Origin of the sequence: Lachnospira pectinoschiza (genome assembly GCF_020564355.1) — a bacterium.
Lineage (GTDB): Bacteria > Bacillota > Clostridia > Lachnospirales > Lachnospiraceae > Lachnospira > Lachnospira intestinalis.
Map to the genome: position 1 here is coordinate 46,194 of NZ_JAJCRR010000004.1, position 20,098 is coordinate 66,291.

A 20,098-nucleotide genomic window follows, 5' to 3' on the forward strand; every position below is an offset into this window, starting at 1 on the left:
ATTTACTTTTACACGGTAATGTGGTACAATCAGAATTACTTAAATAGTGTGACCGGATTAAAATTGAAAATTAAAATACGAAAGGTAGGAGAAGGTTATGGAAAGAGTACACAAGGCAAATCTGCTGGTGATTCTGGCATGTGTTTTAGCATTGTCAGTAACAACGATTATGTCTTATGGAATGTCGGCAAAGTCTATTAAGGGCTGTGGTGTGTTGGTAGCAACGCTGGTCATTGTAGCTGTTGCGAATTTTTTGAAAATCAGCGATTTTGCCAAAGCATTGGTCATTGTTTTATGCCCGTCTTATGCAGTATTAATTTATTCAGGCTTGGTGAATGGTAATAGAATTGCATTTCTGGCAAATTTTATCACATTAAGTATGGCAGCGCGGTATTTTGATAAGAAAATTATCAAGTATTATGCGATTTCGTTTACGGCGACAAGTGTTGCCTGTCTGTTTATTAATGTTAAGATTATTGATGAGGCATTTGTTGGTGCAATTTCAAAAATTTGTTTATTTGCAGCAAGTGCAGTGCTTTTATATCTTGGGACAAAATTTGGGGAGAAAAAGACAAGGCAGGCAGAAGCGGCACTCTGCCAGGTGCAGGAAAATACAGCAGTTGCCAACCGGATTGCTTTTAATCTGAACAGGGAAATTGTTGAATGTGGCACACAGGTAGAAGAAGTGACTTCCCATGCACAGTCTGTTAAGACATCCGCAGAACAGATGGAGCAGGTTGTGGATGAATCCAGCCGTGCGATTCAGACAGTTAGTGAGAAACTCAATACAGCCAAAGAACAGATTGATAAAAATTATGACTATGCACAGCAGCTGGAGCAGAGCTTTGCAGAAGTGACACAGGCAGTCAATGACGGTAATAAAGAAGCAAAGACAGTTCAGAAATCGATGCTTGAAATGTCTGAAACGGTCGGTCAGGCAAGTGATGCCACGGCAGGGTTGTTAGAACAGATGAATACGATTACAGGCATTTTAAATGATATTAATGCAATTGCCGGACAGACAAATCTCCTGTCCTTAAATGCTTCAATCGAAGCCGCCAGAGCCGGTGAACATGGAAAAGGATTTGCGGTGGTTGCAGACCAGATCCGTGTTCTTTCAGAAGACAGTAGAAAATCGGCAGACAGTATCAAAGAAATTATTCTGACACTGACAGAAACCGTCAATGGTGTGGTAGACAAGATTTCAGCAGGTGCTGATGCGGCAAAGAACAGTTCCGTACAGATTGAAGATTTAATCGGTAAGCTCGATACGGTTAACAACTCCGCAGAATCCGCAACAGTAGTTGTCAAAGAAGAATACGATGTTATCGGTGAGGTCAAAAGACAGTTTGACGATATTCAGGAAGAACTGGATACCGTAGCTGCAACTTCAGAAGAAAATGCCTCAATGGTTGCGGAAATCGGCAATAATATTGTCAATCAGACGGATTATGTCATGAAGCTTTCCGGTTCAATTGACAGTTTAAAGGAGTCTTCTAAGAAGCTGGAAGAACATTTTAATGAATAAAAATACAGATTTAGTAAATTATCTGGCGCAAAAGTATAGACAGAATAAACAGTTCTGTATAGATGAAAGCCGCAGGGGCATATGCTTCTGCGGCTTTTGGTATTTCAGCTATCTTCATGCGGTCTTTAATCGCCATGTTGACAGAACCGCCGGTTGCGTGGAAGAATGAGCCGTGCGGCAGGGAGTCGATGACGGTTGCACCGCTGTGAATCATCGCACCGGCAAGAATACCCGATGTCAGAATCCGTAAAACGGAAGACATCATACCCTGTGCGTCGCTAATCATCGTATTAACAGTGCCGGTCAGTCCGCCACCGCCGATGAATCCGCCGATTAACGCACCGAGAATAAGACTATATGCAGGGTGGACTTTCTTAATAATTAAAATAATTGCAATCACGAGCCCAATCAAAGCTCCAATTTTTCTCTATAATGATGAAAATGTCCGTATTGTGCGGAATACCTGCTCTGCGGTGTCCGCCATATTCTGACGGGCGTTGGCAGGATTCATGGCATCTTCTAAAGAAACAACATTTCTTAAAACCGGGAAAAAGGCATCAATGCCCTCGCGGTTGCAGGCAGTGGCATCTTTTGTGACACAGCCTGAGAACGCAAGTACCGGTTTGTCAAACTGCTTGGCAATCTTTGCGACACCAATCGGGGCTTTTCCCATAACCGTCTGACCGTCTAACCGGCCTTCTCCGGTTACGACAATATCTGCATCTTTGATATAATCACTTAACCGGGTTTCTTCAAGAACAATCTTAATCCCGGATTCAAGCGTGCCGTTTAAAAAGGTCATAAACGCAAAACCGAGACCGCCTGCGGCACCGCTTCCTGCCGCTTTCGGATTGGCGTGCGGGAAAATTTCCCGTGCCAGTGTGGCATAGTAAGCCAGCCATTTATCCATTTGCAGAATCATGGCCGGCGTAGCGCCTTTCTGCGGACCGAAAATAGCACTGCATCCCTGCTCACCGCACAGAGTATTGGTTACATCACAGGCAATACGGAACGTACAGTCTTTTAATTCCGGCAGGACATTGTCGGTGGTAATTTTATCAAGGACTTCAAGACCCATAGCGCCGAAAGGAACCGGATTGCCGTTTTTGTCAAGCAGTCCGAAACCGAGGGCCTGTAACATACCGGCACCGCCGTCATTGGTGGCACTGCCGCCGATACCCACAATAAAGTGGCGGCAGCCTTTTGTAATCGCATCGCGGATGACTTCGCCGACACCGTAGGTCGTTGTATAGAGCGGGTTGCGCTCCGTGTCGGGAACAAGTGTAATACCGGCAGCACCGGACATTTCAATAATGGCAGTCCTAGTGCTGTCAACAATGCCGTACTGGCAGGATACCGGCTTGCCGAGCGGTCCGGTGACGGTAACGGTTGTAAGCTGTCCGGCACAGCCGAGTGTCAGTGCTTCAACCGTTCCCTCGCCGCCGTCTGCGAGCGGACGGACTTCAATCTGCGCATCGGGATAGACGCGCCGGATACCTTCTGCAGCGCTGTTTCCCGCTTCAAAGGAAGATAAGCTTCCTTTAAAAGAATCAATTGCAATTACTGCTTTCATAAAATCAACCTCACAATCTTTCAACTTATTTATCATTAGGTTTGGAATCATCTGTTCATAGTGTTTTGTATCATGCGTGTTTTTGATGATGTTATTATAACAGGGCATTTTTTAAAATGATATGTTATACAGAACAAAAAGAAGTATAAAATAATATAAATTTATGTTATGTTAAACAATATTAAAGAGAATATAAAAAAATTCTGCATTTAAAATGTGACTAGGAATCACTGCATTTGTAAAAAATTAGAAAAATCACACGGACCAATACCGGTTATATAAAAGCCGGAGAAACCATCGAAGTAACAGATGATGACAGCTTTTTCGGCACAAAAAGGGACATCAATATCCCGATTACATATAACGGGAAAATATGAATACAGCCTATTTGTCGGATACGCTTAAAGAAAACGGCTTATCAGAGGATACGCTGTGCCGGGTGGTAATTGTACGCCTGAATGTGCGCTATAATCCGAATAATCTGTTTATGATACAGTCGGCGATTACACAGGCATTTGCACAGATGAACTGCAGCTTTTACAGATACAATTATCCCAATGAGTATATTTTAATTATTGAAAAGGAACGGCTGGAGAAAAACAGGCATATTTTAAAAAGACTGGCAGATACATATGAAAAGGTATTGTGTATCGGTGTCGGCAGTGTCAGCACGGTCATGGCAGGAGCGGCATCGTATGACTGACCGGCTACAATCCGCGTAAATTTACCGATGCCGTCGTCTTATACAGTGCTGTGCGGCTGGAAGATATCCCGGAATCATAAAAACGATGGACAAGTAATTAAGAAAATTTCTCAAAAAGTTCTTGACTTCTAATGAACGTTAGCATATACTAACGAAAGTAGGAAAGAACTATCAAAAGTTATTTATGATACACAAGAAAGGAGCTGTAATGATGCCGTTATCAATGGTTAAAGCGGGGGAAACAAATATTATCAGAAAGATTGGCGGAAAGGAAGAAGTCCGCAAGTTTTTGGAAAATCTTGGATTTGTGACCGGTGGGGAAGTTACTGTAGTATCTGAGATAAATGGCAATATGATAGTCAATGTAAAAGATTCCAGAGTTGCAATCGGTAAGGACATGGCGAACAAAATTATGGTTTAGTCATGCTTATATAGAAAACATTTCATGAGGAAAGAAGGAACAGAGTTATGAAAACGCTGAAGGAAACAGCTTGCGGTCAGACGGTGAAGGTAAAAAGACTTCACGGTGAAGGCCCTGTAAAAAGACGGATTATGGATATGGGCATTACAAAAGGTGTCGATGTGTATGTACGCAAGGTTGCACCTTTAGGAGATCCTGTAGAAGTAACAGTAAGAGGATATGAGCTATCGTTAAGAAAAGCCGATGCGGAAATGATTGAAGTGGAAGCATAATTTTCTTGCGGGGTGATAGACAGAAATTTTTTTTACATAGGGGTTAGAAAACGCTAACAAAAATAAGTTATATGAAAGGAAGCATTGAAATGTCGATTAAAATTGCACTTGCAGGTAACCCAAACTGCGGTAAGACGACACTGTTTAATGCACTGACCGGTTCGAATCAGTTTGTAGGTAACTGGCCTGGTGTTACAGTAGAGAAAAAAGAAGGAAAACTAAAGGGACACAGCGATGTAACCATCATGGATTTACCGGGTATTTACTCATTATCTCCATACACACTGGAAGAAGTTGTGGCAAGAAATTATCTGGTTGGGGAAAGACCGGATGCCATCTTAAATATCGTAGATGGTACGAATATTGAAAGAAACCTGTATCTTTCCACACAGTTAATGGAACTGGGAATCCCGGTCATCATGGCTGTCAACATGATGGATATTCTTGAAAAGAACGGGGATAAGATTCATTTAGATAAGCTTTCAGAAAAGCTTGGCTGTCCGGTTGTAGCAATTTCAGCGTTAAAGGGAACAGGCATTAAGGAAGCAGCAGACAAAGCTGTTGATTTAGCAAAGAAAGCAGCAACTGTAACAATTGCACATTCATTTGCAGACAGCGTAGAAGCAGTGATTTCAGCAGTGGAAGCAAAAATCGGAAGCGATGTGGCAGACGAACAGAAGCGTTTCTTTGCCATTAAGTTAATCGAAAAAGATGATAAGATTAAAGATATGATGAAGTCCGTACCGGATGTATCCGCAGAGGTACAGAAGTTAGAGGATGAATTTGATGATGATACGGAAAGTATCATTACCAATGAAAGATACCAGTACATTTCATCCATCATTCATGACTGCTGTACAAAGAGCAAGAAATCAGAAGGCGGCTCTGTATCCGATAAGATTGATAAGGTTGTAACAAACAGATGGGCAGCCCTTCCAATCTTTGCAGCGGTAATGTTCCTTGTTTACTATATTTCTGTAACAACAGTCGGTTCATGGGCTACAGACTGGGCAAATGACGGTGTGTTCGGCGATGGCTGGCATTTATTCGGAATCGGTACATCTGCTTACAACGATGCAGCTGATGAATATGCTCCATACGATGCTGAAATCAAGGGCTTCTTAGAAGCAGCAGAAGAAAAAGCACCGGATGTCACAAAAGAATTTACAGAAGTTTATGATGACGAAGATGCGCAGGAAGCAGATGTCGATGCAGCAATCAAGGCATTTACATCAAACAGTGCAATCAAATCTCTTACAACAGAGGTTAACATTGCAGGAGAAGACGAGGACGAAGAACTCGTAAATGTGAATGTAGCAACATTTGAAACAGCTTTGGAGCAGGAAGAACCGGACCCGGCTGACTATGGTGTATGGGTACCTGGTATTCCGGTATTAATCGGTAACGGACTGGATGCAATCGGCTGTGCTGACTGGCTTTCAGGATTAATCCTTGACGGTATTGTAGCCGGTGTCGGTGCGGTATTAGGTTTCGTACCACAGATGCTTGTATTATTTATTTTCCTTGCATTTCTGGAATCATGCGGCTATATGGCACGTGTTGCCTTTATCATGGATAGAATTTTCCGTAAGTTTGGTCTTTCAGGAAAGTCCTTCATTCCAATGTTAATCGGCAGCGGCTGCGGTGTTCCGGGTGTCATGGCTTCAAGAACTATTGAAAACGACAGAGACCGTAAGATGACCATTATGACAACAACATTTATTCCTTGCGGTGCAAAGCTTCCAATCATTGCTTTAATTGCAGGTGCGTTCTTTGACAATGCAGGCTGGGTAGCATGGAGCGCATACTTTGTAGGTATTGCCGCAATCATCTGCTCAGGTATCATCTTAAAGAAGACAAAGATGTTTGCAGGAGAACCGGCACCATTCGTTATGGAATTACCGGCATATCATATGCCGACTGTTGAAAATGTACTGCGCAGCATGTGGGAAAGAGGATGGTCATTCATCAAGAAGGCAGGTACAATTATTCTTCTTTCAACAATCGTGTTATGGTTCTTAATGAACTTTGGATGGGCAGACGGCTCATTCGGTATGCTTGAAGCTGAACAGCTTGACAGCAGTATCCTTGCAGCAATCGGTAGTGTTATTGCACCAATCTTTGCACCACTTGGATGGGGCAACTGGAAGATGGCAGTAGCAGCCATTACAGGTCTGATTGCAAAGGAAAATGTAGTAGCAACATTTGGTATCCTCTTTGGTTTTGCAGAAGTTGCAGAAGACGGTGCAGAAATCTGGGGACAGCTCGGTGCAAGTATCGTACCGATTGCCGCTTACGGTTTCTTAGTATTCAATCTTCTTTGTGCTCCTTGCTTCGCAGCGATGGGTGCGATTAAGAGAGAAATGAACAACACAAAGTGGTTCTGGTTTGCAATCGGATATCAGACAGTTCTTGCATATATTGTAGCATTCTGTATCTATCAGATTGGTTCTGTATTTACGGGAAATATCCACGTAGTTGGATTGATTATCGCACTTCTTTTTGTAGCCGGTTTTATTTATCTGTTAGTAAGACCTTACAAGGAAAGCGATACATTAAAAGTCGATATGAAAAAGAAAGCATTTGCAAAATAATGTATGAATAGGGAAAAGGGTCTGTATCAACAATTTGCTGATGCAGACCCTTTTTGTCAAATGGAAAAATTTATATTTGTATTAGAAAGGATTGGTGTATTATGGGAACAGTTATTGTTGGAATCATTGTACTTGCAATCGCAGGCGGTGCAGCATACAGCCTGCACCGTGACAAGAAAAACGGAAAATCGCAGTGCGGTGGGGATTGCAGCCGTTGTGGCGGACACTGTCATTAAACGAAAACTAAAAAGAAAAGAGGCTTAGATGAAAAAAATAGTAAATGGAATCTGTATTTGTCTGGGATTTTTATCCCTTGCACTCGGCATTGTTGGTGCAGTCCTTCCGGTACTGCCCACAACGCCGTTTTTAATTCTTTCGGCAGCGCTGTTTGCAAAAAGCTCGGAACGCTTTCACACATGGCTGCTGTCCACAAAGCTGTATCAGCGGTATATCGGGGATGCGGTACATAAAAAGCAGATGACAAAAAAAGCAAAGCGGAATCTGCTGGTAACACTGGGGATTATTTTTGCCATTGGTTTATACTTTTCGCCGCTGTTTGCAAAAATAATTATTTTGATTGTAGCGGCGGGACACTTTTACTACTTCCTGTTCCGGATTAAAACAGTAGACGAACAGGATAGCATGGAGCTTGAAAATGAGTGCGAATAAAATAGATGTGGAAAAGAAACGGGCAGAAGAAAAAAAGCTTTTGTCCGTTATGATAGGAATATACTGCCGTGGTAATCACGGCGGCAATGATGGGAATAAAAAAGAATTGTGCGATTCCTGCAAAAAACTGGAGGAATATGCGCTTTTCAGGACAGAAAAATGCCCATTTATGGAAACAAAGACTTTTTGCAGTGCCTGTAAGGTTCACTGTTATGCAAAAGAACAGCGGGAACAGATTCGTGCAGTCATGCGTTATGCAGGACCGCGGATGATATTTTCTCACCCGGTACTTGCATTAAAGCACATACGGACGACCATAAAAGAAAAGAGGAAAAAGAAAAATGTTTCATAAACGGCTCATGCAGGAATTTCGTGATAACATGAAATACGTTGCGGGCATGGTTGCAACACAGTGGCTCATGCTGATTGCAAATGTATTTTTTATGTATACGCTTGCCGGATTCATCAGCAGTGCGGCAGACGGCACGGCAAAGACAGCTGATTTGCAGAAGATTTTTATTGTGCTGGCATGTGTTATCGCAGTGCGTGCGGTAAGCACCTATGTCAATAGCAGACTTTCATTTGCGGCTTCCTGCAATGTAAAATCCAGAATCCGTAAAATGGTCTATGAAAAACTCATGCGTTTTTCGGGTTCATACAGAGAACATCTCTCCAGTGCGGAAGCGGTACAGATTAGTACGGAGGGCGTAGAACAGTTAGAGATTTATTTCGGGAAATATGTGCCGCAGTTTTTCTACAGTATGTTAGCGCCGCTGACACTTTTTGTCATTGTTGGCATGATGAACTGGACGGTTGCGGTGGTTTTATTAATCTGTGTACCGCTGATACCGGTATCCATTATTGCCGTGCAGAAATTTGCAAAGAAAATGCTGGCAAAATACTGGGGAACATACACAGAGCTTGGTGACTCCTTTTTGGAAAGCCTTCAGGGACTGACAACCTTAAAAATATACAGTGCCGATGAACGCTATGCGAAAAAAATGGATGAGGAAGCCGAAAAGTTCAGAAAAGTGACAATGCGTGTGCTGATTATGCAGTTGAATTCCATCAGTATCATGGATTTGGTGGCATACGGCGGTGCGGCACTCGGTATTGCACTCAGCCTTTTGAAATTAAAAAACGGTGCAGTTACACTGACGGAGTGTTTCTTTATCATTATGATTTCGGCAGAATTTTTCCTGCCGCTTCGTATGCTCGGTTCATTTTTCCATATTGCGATGAATGGCAATGCGGCGGCGGACAAGATTTTTAAACTACTCGATACCAAAGAACCGGAAGAAGGCAGTATTAAAGAAACAGAAGGACAGACCATTTGTTTTGAAAATATCAGTTTTTCGTATACACCGGAGAAACAGGTATTAAAAGAAGTCAGCTTTTCAACCAAAGAACGGGGGATAACGGCATTGGTCGGTACTTCCGGCTGTGGAAAAAGTACAATTACATCCCTGTTAATGAAGGAAAACAAGCCGCAGTCCGGCATGATTACCTTAGGCGGCGAAGTGCTGTCTGATTTTACGACAGAAGGGCTGATGAAAAAGATTACAAGAATCACGCATGACAGCTATATTTTTAAAGGCACGGTGCGCGAAAATCTGGCAATGGGCTGTGAAACTGCTTCCGAACCGGAAATGCGGGAAGCGCTCGGACAGGTCGACCTGCTTGGCTTTGTTGAAGAAAACGGCGGACTGGATATGGAAATTCTGGAAAAGGGTGCGAATCTTTCCGGCGGACAGAAACAGCGTCTGGCACTGGCCCGCGCCTTACTGCATGACAGTCCGGTTTACATTTTTGATGAAGCCACTTCCAACGTCGATGTGGAAAGCGAAAATAAAATCATGGAAATTGTACAGGATCTGGCACGTGAAAAGTCTGTTATTCTGATTTCACACAGACTGGCAAATGTGACTGCAGCAGATAAAATTTTATATATGGAACAGGGAAAAATCGCAGAAAGCGGAACCCACGAACAGCTTATGGAACAGAATAAAGCCTATGCGGCGCTGTTTAACAAACAGCAGGAATTAGAGCATTTCAGAGAGGAGGCGGTATAAATGAAATCAAGAAGCGGTATACAGGTAATGGCAGGACTGATTGGCATGATCCGTCCCCTGCTTTCTAAAATGTGCCTCGCAGTATTAATGGGCTGTGTGGGTAATCTGATGGCAACATTTATTACCGTCTTGGGTGCATACGGACTGACAACACTGCTTGGACTAACCGGCGGATTAAAGCTTTCGGTGATATTTACACTCCTTGCGGTATTTTCGGTACTGCGCGGTATCCTGCGGTATGCGGAGCAGGCAAGCAACCACTACATTGCATTTAAACTGCTTGCAGAAATCCGTCATCAGGTATTTGCGGCACTGCGAAAGCTCGCACCGGCAAAGTTAGACGGCAGTGACAAGGGAAATCTGATTTCCATTATCACAACTGATATCGAGTTACTTGAAGTATTTTATGCGCATACAGTTTCTCCTATTGCGATAGCAATTATTACATCGCTGTTTATGAGCATTTTTATCGGACGGTTTGATGTGCGGCTCGGACTTCTTGCTTTTGTATTTTATGTTATCGTGGGTGCGGGTATCCCACTGGTAAACGGAAAACTCGGCAGTGCGCTGGGCGGACAGTACCGGAAGCAGTATGGCGGATTAAATACGGCGGTGCTTGACAATCTCTACGGCATGGAAGAAATTATCCAGTATCAGGCAAAGGAAAAACGTCTGAAAAATATTGAGGGCTATACCGATTCTCTTGAAAAGGTCAACAGTCGTTTAAAGAGCAACGAAGCGGTACAGCGGATTGTAACCGATGCCGTGATTTTACTTGCGGGAGCGTCTATGCTTGCAGTCAGTATGAACCTTTACTGGGACGGAACAGTGTCCTTTAACGCGGTACTGATTTGTACGGTTGCAATGCTTGGTTCATTCGGACCGGTATCGGCATTATCCGCACTTTCAAACAATCTGACACAGACACTTGCAAGCGGAAACCGTGTATTAAATCTTTTAGAGGAAGAACCGGTCGTGGAAGATGTGACCGACGGTGCGGCTGCGGCAGACGGTGTGATTGCGGCAGAGCATCTCGACTTTACTTACAGCGAAACGGACGGCAGTACACGCCATGTCTTTTCGGATTTTTCAGCGGAATTTAAGCCGGACCGCATTTACGGAATTTTAGGAAAGAGCGGTTGCGGAAAGTCCACCCTGTTAAAGCTGATGATGCGTTTTTACGAAACGGACGGCGGTGCAATTACGTACGGCGGTAAAAATGTCAATGAAATCAATACGGAAGCACTGCGCAGACACATTTCCTATGTCACACAGGAAACGTTTTTATTTCAGGATACGATTGAAAATAATATCAAAGTGGCAAAGGCAGATGCGACAAGAGAGGAAGTGTGTGCGGCGGCGAAAAAGGCGGCAATTCACGAATTTATCGAATCCCTGCCAAACGGATATGATACAAAGCTTTCAGAACTTGGCGATTCACTATCCGGTGGGGAACGCCAGCGAATCGGCATTGCGCGTGCGTTTTTACATGACTGTCCGGTCATCTTCTTAGACGAGCCAACCAGCAATATTGACAGTCTGAACGAAAGCATTATTTTAAAGAGTCTGCACACGGAAAAGCAGGGAAAGCAGATTCTTTTGGTGTCCCACAGAAAGTCAACCATGGCGATTGCCGATACGGTTATCGAAATGAATTGACAAAAGCGGAAAACTGTTATAGAATTTATCCTATCGGATTACTAGGATAAAGGAGAATGAACAGATGCTCACGCAATTTTCAAGAACAGAGCTTTTGCTTGGAAAAGAAGCAATGGAGCGGCTGGCACAGTCACGGGTTGCTGTGTTTGGTGTCGGAGGCGTAGGCGGTTATGTGGTCGAAGCACTTGTACGAAGTGGTGTCGGTGCATTTGATCTGATTGATGATGATAAAGTATGCCTGACGAATTTAAACAGACAGATTATAGCAACCAGAAAAACAGTCGGAAAATATAAGGCAGAAGTGATGACAGAAAGAATCGCAGAGATTAATCCGCAGGCGGACGTAAGAATTCACAAGTGTTTTTTCCTGCCTGAAAATGCAGAGGAATTTCCGTTTGATGAATATGATTACATTGTCGATGCCGTGGATACGGTGACGGCAAAAATCGCGCTTGTAATGAAGGCACAGGAAATGCAAATTCCGATTATCAGCAGCATGGGTGCGGGCAACAAGTTAGACGGCAGCCAGTTTAAAGTGGCAGATATTTATAAGACAAAGGTCTGTCCGCTGGCAAAAGTCATGCGCCGCGAGTTAAAAAAGCGTGGTGTAAAAAAGCTTAAAGTTGTCTATTCAGAAGAAAAACCGACAAGGCCGATTGAAGATATGTCCATTAGCTGCCGTACAAACTGTATCTGCCCGCCGGGGGCAAAACATAAATGTACAGAGCGCAGGGACATTCCGGGAAGTGTAGCATTTGTTCCGTCCGTTGCGGGACTGATTATTGCAGGCGAAGTTGTCAAAGACCTGTGTGCAGGCAGTGACAGGACAACATTTTCCGGAAAATGGGAACGAACCGGTTTTACATAAGACATGCGGCAAAAAAAGTGCAGGAGAAATGCAGGAAAGAGAGGTGGCACGATGAAGCAGATTTTATGTTTTGGAGATTCAAATACGTATGGACTGGTTCCGGCGACAACAGACCGCTACGGCTGGGGTGTGCGCTGGACAAGCATTATAAATGAAAAACTGGGATTGCAGGAATACCGTGTGATAGAGGAAGGACTTTGCGGCAGGACAACGGTATTTGACGACCCGTTCCGCGAAGGCAGACGGGGAACACAGTTGTTTCCAACACTGCTTGAAACCCATCGTCTGCTGGACTGCATTGTGATTATGCTCGGCACAAATGACTGCAAGACAGTTTACGGCGCATCTGCCGGTGTGATAGCAAAAGGTGTTGAAAAACTGATAGAGCAGGCACAGCGGTTTGCAAAAGATACGCCCATTTTACTGATTTCACCGATTCATCTGGGAGAGGGTGTCTGGGAAAAAGGCTTTGATACGGAGTTTAATGAAAATTCTGTTGCCGTCTCAAAGGGACTGGCAGAGGAGTATCGTAAAGTCAGTGAAAAATACGGGCTGGCATTTTTAAATGCCGCGGATTACGCACAGCCGGGAGCTGCCGACAGAGAGCATCTGGACGAGGAAGGACATCAGCGGCTTGCAGAGGCGGTACTGCACGAAATAAAGAACATTATTGATAAAAAAAATCAATAAAAGTTATTAACAACTAACGCAAATAAGAGTATACTAACCCATAGAGGATTGAAAAAAATTATCAATAAGAGGGCTGGTATTTATGGAGAGTAATCAGAACAGTCTGGAACGCTATCAGCGGACACAGATGAGGAAAGAAAATATTATTGAAAAGCTGCGGGAGCGCGGCTGCCGGATTACAAAGCAGCGGCAGATTCTGCTGGATGTTATTTTAAAAGAGGAATGTTCCTGTTGTAAGGAGATTTATTACAAAGCAGCCCGGCGCGACAGTAAAATCGGAATGGCAACCGTTTACCGTATGATGAATATGCTTGAGGAAATCGGTGCTGTCAGTCGGCGCGGAACGTACAAGGTGTCGGGACTTCCGGCGCAGGACGGGGTATGTCTGGTGGAATTAGAAGATAACAGCACTATTACCGTGTCGATGGCAACGTGGAATCAGATTGTCCAGTGCGGGCTGGAAGCATGCGGCTATACACAGGGGCAGAAGGTAAAATGTGTAGTAGCGGGTCAGCCGGATGACAGAGAGGAAGAAAAAAGATGGGAACAATTATAATTATTGCAGTACTGGTGGTACTTGTTTTATTTGCATTTCGCGGAAGCTTTGCACACTTTAAGGGCGAAGGCGGCTGCTGTGGCGGTGGCGACAATGAGCCAAAGCAAAAAAAGAAAAAGCTGGCTGGTGAAGTCATTGCTACCAAGATTATCAGTATTGAAGGCATGCACTGTGAAAACTGTAAAAATACCGTAGAAAAGTATATCAATCAGATTGATGGTGCATCGGCACAGGTGAATTTGAAAAAGAATATTGCGGTTGTGCAGTTGGACAGACCGGTTGAGGATACAGATTTAAGAACTGCCGTAGCAAGAGCCGGATTTACAGTTGCCGGCATTGAGCAGATGGAGGCTTGATGAATGAGATAATGATAAGATTTCTCAATAAGGCAAAAAGTAGTGGAAATTTTATCTTAACGGCATTAAAATAGCTGATAAACAAAAAACGGCAAAAACAGGAGGATTTTATTATGTTAAAGAACTTCAAGAAAATTGACACAAAGCACACAGGATTATTTGCAGCAGGCGTATTATTCGGTACTGCGGGAATTAAGATTTTAGCAAGTGAAGATGCAAGAAAACTGTATGCAAACTGCACAGCAGCCGTACTTCGTGCCAAGGAATGTGTCATGAAGACTGCTACAAACATTCAGGAACACGCAGAGGACATCTATGCAGAAGCACAGCAGATTAACGAAGACAGAGCCGCAAAGGAAGCTGTTATTGATGACGAATCAGATTTCGTAGAGGACACAGAAGAAGCAGCAGAAGCCGAGGATGCAGAATAATTTTTAGAAGGCAATAAAAATGCCTGCGGAATGGAGAAAAGTATGAAGTTTGTCATCAAACATGAAATCCGCGGCAGACTGCATGTTCATCTGATACAAAAACGCATGACGTTTGAGGAAGCAGATACGCTGCAATACTATCTGAGTACGAACAAGTATATTACATCTGTAAAAGTATATCAGCGGACGTGTGATGTTGCGGTAACATATGTAGGCGACCGCGCGGAAATTATTAAGGCATTCCAGCGGTTTGCGTACAGTAAAGTCGATGTGCCGGACGTTTTTATACAGAATTCCGGCAGGGAACTCAATCAGGAATACTGGGACAAGCTTGTCAACAAAGTGGTACTCCGCTGCGGAAGCAAGCTGTTTTTACCGTATCCGGTGCGTGCAGTGGCTGCCACGATAAAGTCTGTCCGTTATATATGGGAAGGCATCAAGTGTCTGGCACACGGTAAAATCGAAGTGCCGGTACTGGACGGAACGGCAATCGGCGTGTCTATATTCCGCGGCGATTTCGACACAGCGGGTTCTGTGATGTTCCTGCTTGGAATCGGTGAGATTCTGGAAGAATGGACACATAAAAAGTCAGTGGGCGACCTTGCAAGAAGTATGTCTTTAAATATCGGCAAAGTATGGCTTGTCAGTGACGGACAGGAAGTTTTAGTACCGGCTGAAAATATTCAGGCGGGAGATCAAGTCGTTGTCCATATGGGCAATGTCATTCCGTTTGACGGTGTTGTAAGCAGTGGTGAAGCTATGGTCAATCAGGCATCTCTTACAGGGGAATCCCTGCCGGTACGCAAGGCAGAACAGGCATCTGTTTATGCGGGAACGGTTGTTGAGGAAGGCGGGCTGACGATTCAGGTAAAACAGGTCAACGGTTCAAGCAAGTTTGAAAAGATTGTAACGATGATTGAAGAATCCGAGAAGTTAAAATCTTCACTCGAAAGCAAGGCAGAACACCTTGCCGACAGGCTTGTGCCATATACACTCGGCGGAACAGTACTCACTTATCTGTTTACAAGAAATGTGACAAAGGCGTTGTCTGTCTTAATGGTAGACTTTTCATGTGCGTTAAAGCTTGCTATGCCGATATCCGTATTGTCTGCAATCCGTGAGGCAAGTGTCCACGATATTACTGTTAAAGGCGGAAAATATCTGGAAGCAATGGCAGAAGCGGATACGATTGTCTTTGATAAGACCGGTACGCTCACAAAAGCACAGCCGACCGTTGTGGATGTAGTTTCTTTTAATGGAAAAACACCGGACGAGCTGCTTAGGATTGCGGCATGCCTTGAGGAACATTTTCCGCATTCTATGGCAAAAGCAGTGGTTGATGCGGCACGTAAAAAGAATCTGGTACATGAAGAAATGCACTCTAAGGTGCAGTATATTGTCGCACACGGCATTTCTACAACCATTAATGATAAAAAGGTCATTATCGGCAGTTATCACTTTGTCTTTGAAGATGAAAAGTGCATTGTTCCGGCAGGAATGGAACAGCGCTTTGAAGAACTGCCGTCAGAATATTCACACCTCTATCTGGCGATTGAAGGTGTCTTAGAGGCTGTAATCTGCATTGAAGATCCGCTGCGCGAAGAAGCTGCAGCCGTTGTTAATTCTTTGAAATGTGCAGGCATTTCAAAGGTTGTTATGATGACCGGTGACAGCGAGCGTACCGCAAGTGCGATTGCAAAGCGTGTCGGTGTGGATGAATATTATTCAGAAGTTCTGCCGGAGGATAAGGCTTCCTTTATTGAAAAGGAAAAGAAGGCAGGACGGAAGGTTGTCATGATTGGTGACGGTATCAACGATTCACCGGCATTGTCAGCAGCAGATGTAGGGATTGCAATCAGCGACGGTGCAGAGCTTGCAAGGGAGATTGCCGATGTAACGGTAGGTGCGGATAATCTGTATGAAATCGTGACATTAAAGGCAATCAGTAACGGACTGATGAAACGGATTCATAAGAACTACAGAACGATAGTAGGCTTTAATTCGGGTCTGATAGTGCTGGGTGTTGCAGGTGTGCTTGCGCCGACAACATCAGCAATGTTACATAATACATCAACGCTTTTAATCAGCTTAAAGAGCATGGAAAATGTGCTTTCATAAGAAAAAAGCGGTATTCCACCAGCATTTGGAATACCGCTTTTTTTGCGGTGCGCCTGTCTGGCGCACCATTTATGGTAGCTGCACGTTATTATTGATAATCACACACATCAATCATCGATTCTAACAGTTCTTTTTCTTCAGGAATATGTTTTGTCATACGGGCGGCAGCTACGATTGGAAGCCATGAATGGACGTAGCGGCGGTCGGTATGGGTCTTTTTGCAGAAATCAACAAGATATTTTTCCGCAAAGCTTTCATCTACCAGCTTTAACATTAAATATGTGTTGGCAACATCGGCACTGGCATTGCCCTGTGTGGCATGAACCCAGTCAACGGCAGTGATAGCGGTAATCTTTCCGGTATCGTCCGTTTCAACAAGGATATTGTCCGGGCAGTAGTCGCCGTGGCAGAGCTTATTGTGCTTTGGCAGCGATTCCAGCCGGGTAGACAGCTCATATTTAATGTTGGAATCCAGTTCCAGTTCATTAATCTGGCGCACCAGCTTATCCTTTAACTTTAACAGCAGTGGGTTGGAGCGCTTATTAAAAGCAATCTGATAATCTACCATGGCATGCACGTAGCTGTCAATATTTTCAGGGTGTTCCTTGATTAATTGTGTCAGCGTTACCCCTTTTGCATATTCACTGGTGATAACCCACTGACCGTCTTCTACGGAAACGCTTAAAATCTTTGGAATATCCAGCCCAGTGTCTTCAACACGGGCTGTATTTAACGCTTCATACAAAACATCGGTTTTGCTGTAGTCCGGGGCAAAAACCTTGCGGACTGTATTGCCGTCTTTGTAAACGGCTTTGGTATCTTTTTTAGAAATGCAGTTGTTCATATTCATATCCTTTCTGCCATACCGGCAAATATCATAATGTCACAAATCACAAATCAGCAGCAGATTTATTTACCGTAGTAAGCTTTTAAATACATTTCCTTGATTTCACGCATGAGCGGATAACGAGGATTTGCACCGGTGCACTGGTCATCAAAGGCCTGTTCTACCATGTCATCTAATGTATCTAAGAAATATTTTTCATCTACGCCGTAATCTTTAATTGTCTTTTTAATACCGACCTTTGCTTTTAATTCTTCGATAGCGGTAAGGAAGTTTTCAAATTTTTCATCGTCATTCTTGCCCTGAATACCAAGGAAGTTTGCACATTCTAAGTAACGCTCCTTGCAGTGCGGATATGCATACTGTGAAAATGTACCCATTTTTGCCGGTACTTCTGCGGCATTAAAACGCATGATATCGGTAATTAAAATGGCATTGGCAATACCGTGCGGCAGGTGGTGGAAAGCACCCAGTTTATGTGCCATAGAGTGGCATACCCCTAAAAATGCATTGGCAAATGCCATACCAGCCATCGTAGATGCGGTTGCCATCTGTTCACGGGCTTTGGCATCATGTGGACCGTTTTCATAAGCCGCAGGCAGATAAGTGAAAATATTTTTCATTGCCTTTAAAGCAAGACCGTCTGTGTAGTCGGTTGCCATAATAGAAGCGTAAGCCTCCAGCGCATGTGTTAAGGCATCAATACCGGAAGCGGCAGTTAAGCCCTTCGGCTGATTCATCATCATGTCGGCATCAATAATTGCCATTTTAGGAAGCAGCTCGTAGTCTGCAAGCGGATATTTGATACCGGAATCCTGGTCTGTAATAACGGCAAACGGTGTTACCTCGGAACCTGTACCGGAAGAAGTCGGAACAGCGATAAAATAAGCTTTTTCGCCCATTTTCGGGAAGGTGTAAATACGTTTGCGGATATCCATAAAGCGCATTGCCATATCCATGAAATCAGCTTCCGGATGTTCATACATTACCCACATAATCTTACCGGCATCCATAGCGGAACCGCCGCCGATAGCGATAATGCAGTCCGGCTCAAACAGACGCATGGCTTTTGCACCCTCTTGTGCGCAGGCAAGTGTCGGATCCGGGGCTACATCGTAAAATGTGGTATGCACAATACCCATTTCATCGAGTTTATCTGTGACACATTTTGTATAGCCGTTTTTATATAAGAACTGGTCGGTTACGATAAAGACGCGTTTCTTTCCCATAACCGTTTTTAATTCATTTAAAGCAACAGGCAGACAGCCCTTCTTAAAATACACCTTTTCAGGGGCACGGAACCAAAGCATATTTTCTCTCCTTTCAGCAACGGTTTTTACGTTAATCAGATGCTTTACACCGACATTTTCAGAAACAGAGTTGCCGCCCCATGATCCGCAGCCCAGTGTGAGGGAAGGTGTCATTTTAAAGTTGTAAAGATCACCGATTCCGCCGTGGGAAGAAGGGGTGTTGATTAATACACGGCAGGTCTTCATCGCTTCTGAGAATACAGCAACCTTTTCGCTTTCCGTTGCGGTATTAATATAAAGAGAAGAAGTATGACCATAGCCGCCGTCTGCGATTAAGTGGCTTGCCTTATCAATTGCATCGTTAAAATCCTTTGCCTTGTACATAGCCAGTACAGGAGAGAGCTTTTCATGGGCAAATTCTTCTGAAATATCCACAGAAGTGACTTCGCCGATTAAAATCTTTGTGTCTTCAGGAACGGTGACACCGGCGAGTTTGGCAATCGTATAAGCACTCTGACCGACAATCTTGGCATTCAATGAGCCGTTGATGATAATGGTCTTACGGACTTTGTCGATTTCATCTTTTGCAAGGAAATGACAGCCACGCTTTGTAAATTCCTCTTTGACCGGTTTGTAAACGGCGGTATCGACAATGACAGACTGCTCGGAAGCACAAATCATGCCGTTATCAAAAGTTTTTGAATGAATAATGGAGTTGACCGCAAGAATAATATCAGCCGAAGCATCAATGATTGCCGGGGTATTGCCTGCGCCAACACCGAGAGCCGGTTTGCCGGAAGAATAAGCGGCTTTTACCATGCCCGGACCGCCGGTTGCAAGGATAATGTCGGCTTCCTTCATCAGGGTATTGGTAAGCTCCAGAGAAGGAACATCCACCCAGCTGATAATGCCCTTTGGTGCGCCTGCGGCAACAGCAGCTTCCAGTACAACCTTAGCGGCAGCAATGGTGCTTTCCTTTGCACGAGGGTGTGGGCTGATAATAATTCCGTTACGTGTTTTTAAACAAATCAAAGTCTTAAAGATCGCTGTTGAGGTAGGATTTGTTGTTGGAATAACAGCGGCAACGACACCGATCGGTTCAGCAATGCGCTTGATTCCGTAAGCACTGTCCTCCTCAATAACGCCGCAGGTCTTTGTATCTTTGTATGCATTGTAAATGTATTCGGAAGCATAGTGGTTCTTGATGACTTTATCTTCCACAATGCCCATGCCGGTTTCGGCAACTGCCTGTTTTGCAAGAGGGATTCTTGCTTTGTTGGCAGCGAGTGCCGCAGCTGCAAAGATTTTATCGACCTGCTCCTGTGAATAGGTTGAAAAAATCCGCTGTGCTTCACGGACTTCTTCAATGCGCTTTTCCAGTGCTTCAACAGTATCAACAATCATAATATTCTTTTCTGACATTTGATGACCTCCAATTTTGTGTAGATTAAGATTGATAATTTATTAACAATGATAGTATACCGTACTTTATGA

Annotated in this window: 20 protein-coding genes; 16 read left to right on the forward strand and 4 right to left on the reverse strand. The window is 43.9% G+C overall.

Annotated elements, in window-relative coordinates; genetic code table 11:
• Window positions 1–97: 97 nt before the first annotated feature.
• Window positions 98–1,528 carry a methyl-accepting chemotaxis protein gene (locus LI288_RS08995; RefSeq protein ID WP_227090161.1) on the forward strand — a complete coding sequence of 477 codons (1,431 nt, stop codon included), beginning with the start codon at window positions 98–100 and terminating at the stop codon, window positions 1,526–1,528.
• 10 nt (window positions 1,529–1,538) lie between these two features.
• Here LI288_RS08995 and LI288_RS14520 read toward each other — a convergent pair whose 3' ends face one another.
• Complete coding sequence (locus tag LI288_RS14520) at window positions 1,539–1,928, reverse strand: hypothetical protein (RefSeq protein WP_331464622.1); 390 nt, start codon at window positions 1,926–1,928, stop codon at window positions 1,539–1,541.
• Window positions 1,929–1,955: 27 nt separating this feature from the next.
• A complete protein-coding gene (locus tag LI288_RS09005; protein WP_227090162.1) occupies window positions 1,956–3,101 on the reverse strand; it encodes a glycerate kinase family protein in 1,146 nt (381 codons plus the stop codon).
• A gap of 373 nt (window positions 3,102–3,474) precedes the next feature.
• Between LI288_RS09005 and LI288_RS09010 the strand changes: the two genes are divergently transcribed.
• The 15 genes from LI288_RS09010 (at window position 3,475) to LI288_RS09080 (ending at window position 16,510) form a co-directional block, all read left to right on the forward strand.
• Window positions 3,475–3,804: a hypothetical protein gene (locus LI288_RS09010; protein WP_227090163.1), complete on the forward strand. Its 330-nt coding sequence runs from the start codon at window positions 3,475–3,477 to the stop codon at window positions 3,802–3,804.
• 208 nt (window positions 3,805–4,012) lie between these two features.
• The gene (locus LI288_RS09015) at window positions 4,013–4,225 is read left to right on the forward strand and encodes a FeoA family protein (protein ID WP_022431400.1); all 213 of its coding nucleotides are present in this window, start codon (window positions 4,013–4,015) and stop codon (window positions 4,223–4,225) included.
• 47 nt (window positions 4,226–4,272) lie between these two features.
• Window positions 4,273–4,497, forward strand: a complete 225-nt coding sequence (locus LI288_RS09020; RefSeq protein WP_022431401.1) for a FeoA family protein — start codon at window positions 4,273–4,275, stop codon at window positions 4,495–4,497.
• Window positions 4,498–4,586: 89 nt separating this feature from the next.
• Window positions 4,587–7,091 carry a ferrous iron transport protein B gene (gene feoB / locus LI288_RS09025; RefSeq protein ID WP_022431402.1) on the forward strand — a complete coding sequence of 835 codons (2,505 nt, stop codon included), beginning with the start codon at window positions 4,587–4,589 and terminating at the stop codon, window positions 7,089–7,091.
• Between the two features lie 101 nt (window positions 7,092–7,192).
• On the forward strand, window positions 7,193–7,327 hold the full coding sequence (locus LI288_RS09030) for a FeoB-associated Cys-rich membrane protein (RefSeq protein WP_022431403.1): 135 nt from the start codon (window positions 7,193–7,195) through the stop codon (window positions 7,325–7,327).
• Between the two features lie 28 nt (window positions 7,328–7,355).
• A complete protein-coding gene (locus LI288_RS09035) occupies window positions 7,356–7,760 on the forward strand; it encodes a YbaN family protein (RefSeq protein ID WP_227090164.1) in 405 nt (134 codons plus the stop codon).
• Window positions 7,747–8,112, forward strand: coding sequence for a nitrous oxide-stimulated promoter family protein (locus tag LI288_RS09040; protein ID WP_227090165.1), 366 nt, complete (start codon window positions 7,747–7,749; stop codon window positions 8,110–8,112). Before LI288_RS09035 ends, LI288_RS09040 begins: the two co-directional genes overlap by 14 nt.
• Window positions 8,102–9,832, forward strand: coding sequence for an ABC transporter ATP-binding protein/permease (locus LI288_RS09045; protein ID WP_227090166.1), 1,731 nt, complete (start codon window positions 8,102–8,104; stop codon window positions 9,830–9,832). Before LI288_RS09040 ends, LI288_RS09045 begins: the two co-directional genes overlap by 11 nt.
• Complete coding sequence (locus LI288_RS09050) at window positions 9,833–11,491, forward strand: amino acid ABC transporter ATP-binding/permease protein (RefSeq protein ID WP_227090167.1); 1,659 nt, start codon at window positions 9,833–9,835, stop codon at window positions 11,489–11,491.
• Window positions 11,492–11,555: 64 nt separating this feature from the next.
• Window positions 11,556–12,359, forward strand: coding sequence for a tRNA threonylcarbamoyladenosine dehydratase (locus tag LI288_RS09055; RefSeq protein ID WP_227090168.1), 804 nt, complete (start codon window positions 11,556–11,558; stop codon window positions 12,357–12,359).
• A 51-nt stretch (window positions 12,360–12,410) separates the two neighbouring features.
• Window positions 12,411–13,049 carry a GDSL-type esterase/lipase family protein gene (locus tag LI288_RS09060; RefSeq protein WP_022431409.1) on the forward strand — a complete coding sequence of 213 codons (639 nt, stop codon included), beginning with the start codon at window positions 12,411–12,413 and terminating at the stop codon, window positions 13,047–13,049.
• A gap of 82 nt (window positions 13,050–13,131) precedes the next feature.
• Entirely contained in the window at window positions 13,132–13,605 is a 474-nt protein-coding gene (locus LI288_RS09065) for a transcriptional repressor (RefSeq protein WP_022431410.1), read from the forward strand.
• Window positions 13,590–13,961: a heavy-metal-associated domain-containing protein gene (locus tag LI288_RS09070; RefSeq protein WP_227090169.1), complete on the forward strand. Its 372-nt coding sequence runs from the start codon at window positions 13,590–13,592 to the stop codon at window positions 13,959–13,961. Before LI288_RS09065 ends, LI288_RS09070 begins: the two co-directional genes overlap by 16 nt.
• Window positions 13,962–14,074: 113 nt before the next feature.
• Window positions 14,075–14,392, forward strand: a complete 318-nt coding sequence (locus tag LI288_RS09075) for a DUF6110 family protein (protein ID WP_022431412.1) — start codon at window positions 14,075–14,077, stop codon at window positions 14,390–14,392.
• 42 nt (window positions 14,393–14,434) lie between these two features.
• Entirely contained in the window at window positions 14,435–16,510 is a 2,076-nt protein-coding gene (locus LI288_RS09080) for a heavy metal translocating P-type ATPase (protein ID WP_227090170.1), read from the forward strand.
• An 88-nt stretch (window positions 16,511–16,598) separates the two neighbouring features.
• On the opposite strand, the gene LI288_RS09085 is transcribed toward LI288_RS09080, so the two are convergent.
• Window positions 16,599–17,360, reverse strand: a complete 762-nt coding sequence (locus LI288_RS09085; RefSeq protein WP_227090171.1) for a phosphotransferase — start codon at window positions 17,358–17,360, stop codon at window positions 16,599–16,601.
• Between the two features lie 59 nt (window positions 17,361–17,419).
• A complete protein-coding gene (gene adhE, locus LI288_RS09090) occupies window positions 17,420–20,008 on the reverse strand; it encodes a bifunctional acetaldehyde-CoA/alcohol dehydrogenase (protein ID WP_440311448.1) in 2,589 nt (862 codons plus the stop codon).
• Window positions 20,009–20,098: the final 90 nt, after the last annotated feature.

Bases quoted from the DNA above. Each gene is read 5' to 3' on its own strand.
- LI288_RS08995 (WP_227090161.1), top strand. From the start codon at position 98: ATGGAAAGAGTACACAAGGCAAATCTGCTGGTGATTCTGGCATGTGTT.
- LI288_RS09005 (WP_227090162.1), bottom strand. From the start codon at position 3,101: ATGAAAGCAGTAATTGCAATTGATTCTTTTAAAGGAAGCTTATCTTCC.
- LI288_RS09010 (WP_227090163.1), top strand. From the start codon at position 3,475: ATGAATACAGCCTATTTGTCGGATACGCTTAAAGAAAACGGCTTATCA.
- LI288_RS09015 (WP_022431400.1), top strand. From the start codon at position 4,013: ATGATGCCGTTATCAATGGTTAAAGCGGGGGAAACAAATATTATCAGA.
- LI288_RS09020 (WP_022431401.1), top strand. From the start codon at position 4,273: ATGAAAACGCTGAAGGAAACAGCTTGCGGTCAGACGGTGAAGGTAAAA.
- feoB (WP_022431402.1), top strand. From the start codon at position 4,587: ATGTCGATTAAAATTGCACTTGCAGGTAACCCAAACTGCGGTAAGACG.
- LI288_RS09030 (WP_022431403.1), top strand. From the start codon at position 7,193: ATGGGAACAGTTATTGTTGGAATCATTGTACTTGCAATCGCAGGCGGT.
- LI288_RS09035 (WP_227090164.1), top strand. From the start codon at position 7,356: ATGAAAAAAATAGTAAATGGAATCTGTATTTGTCTGGGATTTTTATCC.
- LI288_RS09040 (WP_227090165.1), top strand. From the start codon at position 7,747: ATGAGTGCGAATAAAATAGATGTGGAAAAGAAACGGGCAGAAGAAAAA.
- LI288_RS09045 (WP_227090166.1), top strand. From the start codon at position 8,102: ATGTTTCATAAACGGCTCATGCAGGAATTTCGTGATAACATGAAATAC.
- LI288_RS09050 (WP_227090167.1), top strand. From the start codon at position 9,833: ATGAAATCAAGAAGCGGTATACAGGTAATGGCAGGACTGATTGGCATG.
- LI288_RS09055 (WP_227090168.1), top strand. From the start codon at position 11,556: ATGCTCACGCAATTTTCAAGAACAGAGCTTTTGCTTGGAAAAGAAGCA.
- LI288_RS09060 (WP_022431409.1), top strand. From the start codon at position 12,411: ATGAAGCAGATTTTATGTTTTGGAGATTCAAATACGTATGGACTGGTT.
- LI288_RS09065 (WP_022431410.1), top strand. From the start codon at position 13,132: ATGGAGAGTAATCAGAACAGTCTGGAACGCTATCAGCGGACACAGATG.
- LI288_RS09070 (WP_227090169.1), top strand. From the start codon at position 13,590: ATGGGAACAATTATAATTATTGCAGTACTGGTGGTACTTGTTTTATTT.
- LI288_RS09075 (WP_022431412.1), top strand. From the start codon at position 14,075: ATGTTAAAGAACTTCAAGAAAATTGACACAAAGCACACAGGATTATTT.
- LI288_RS09080 (WP_227090170.1), top strand. From the start codon at position 14,435: ATGAAGTTTGTCATCAAACATGAAATCCGCGGCAGACTGCATGTTCAT.
- LI288_RS09085 (WP_227090171.1), bottom strand. From the start codon at position 17,360: ATGAATATGAACAACTGCATTTCTAAAAAAGATACCAAAGCCGTTTAC.
- adhE (WP_440311448.1), bottom strand. From the start codon at position 20,008: ATGATTGTTGATACTGTTGAAGCACTGGAAAAGCGCATTGAAGAAGTC.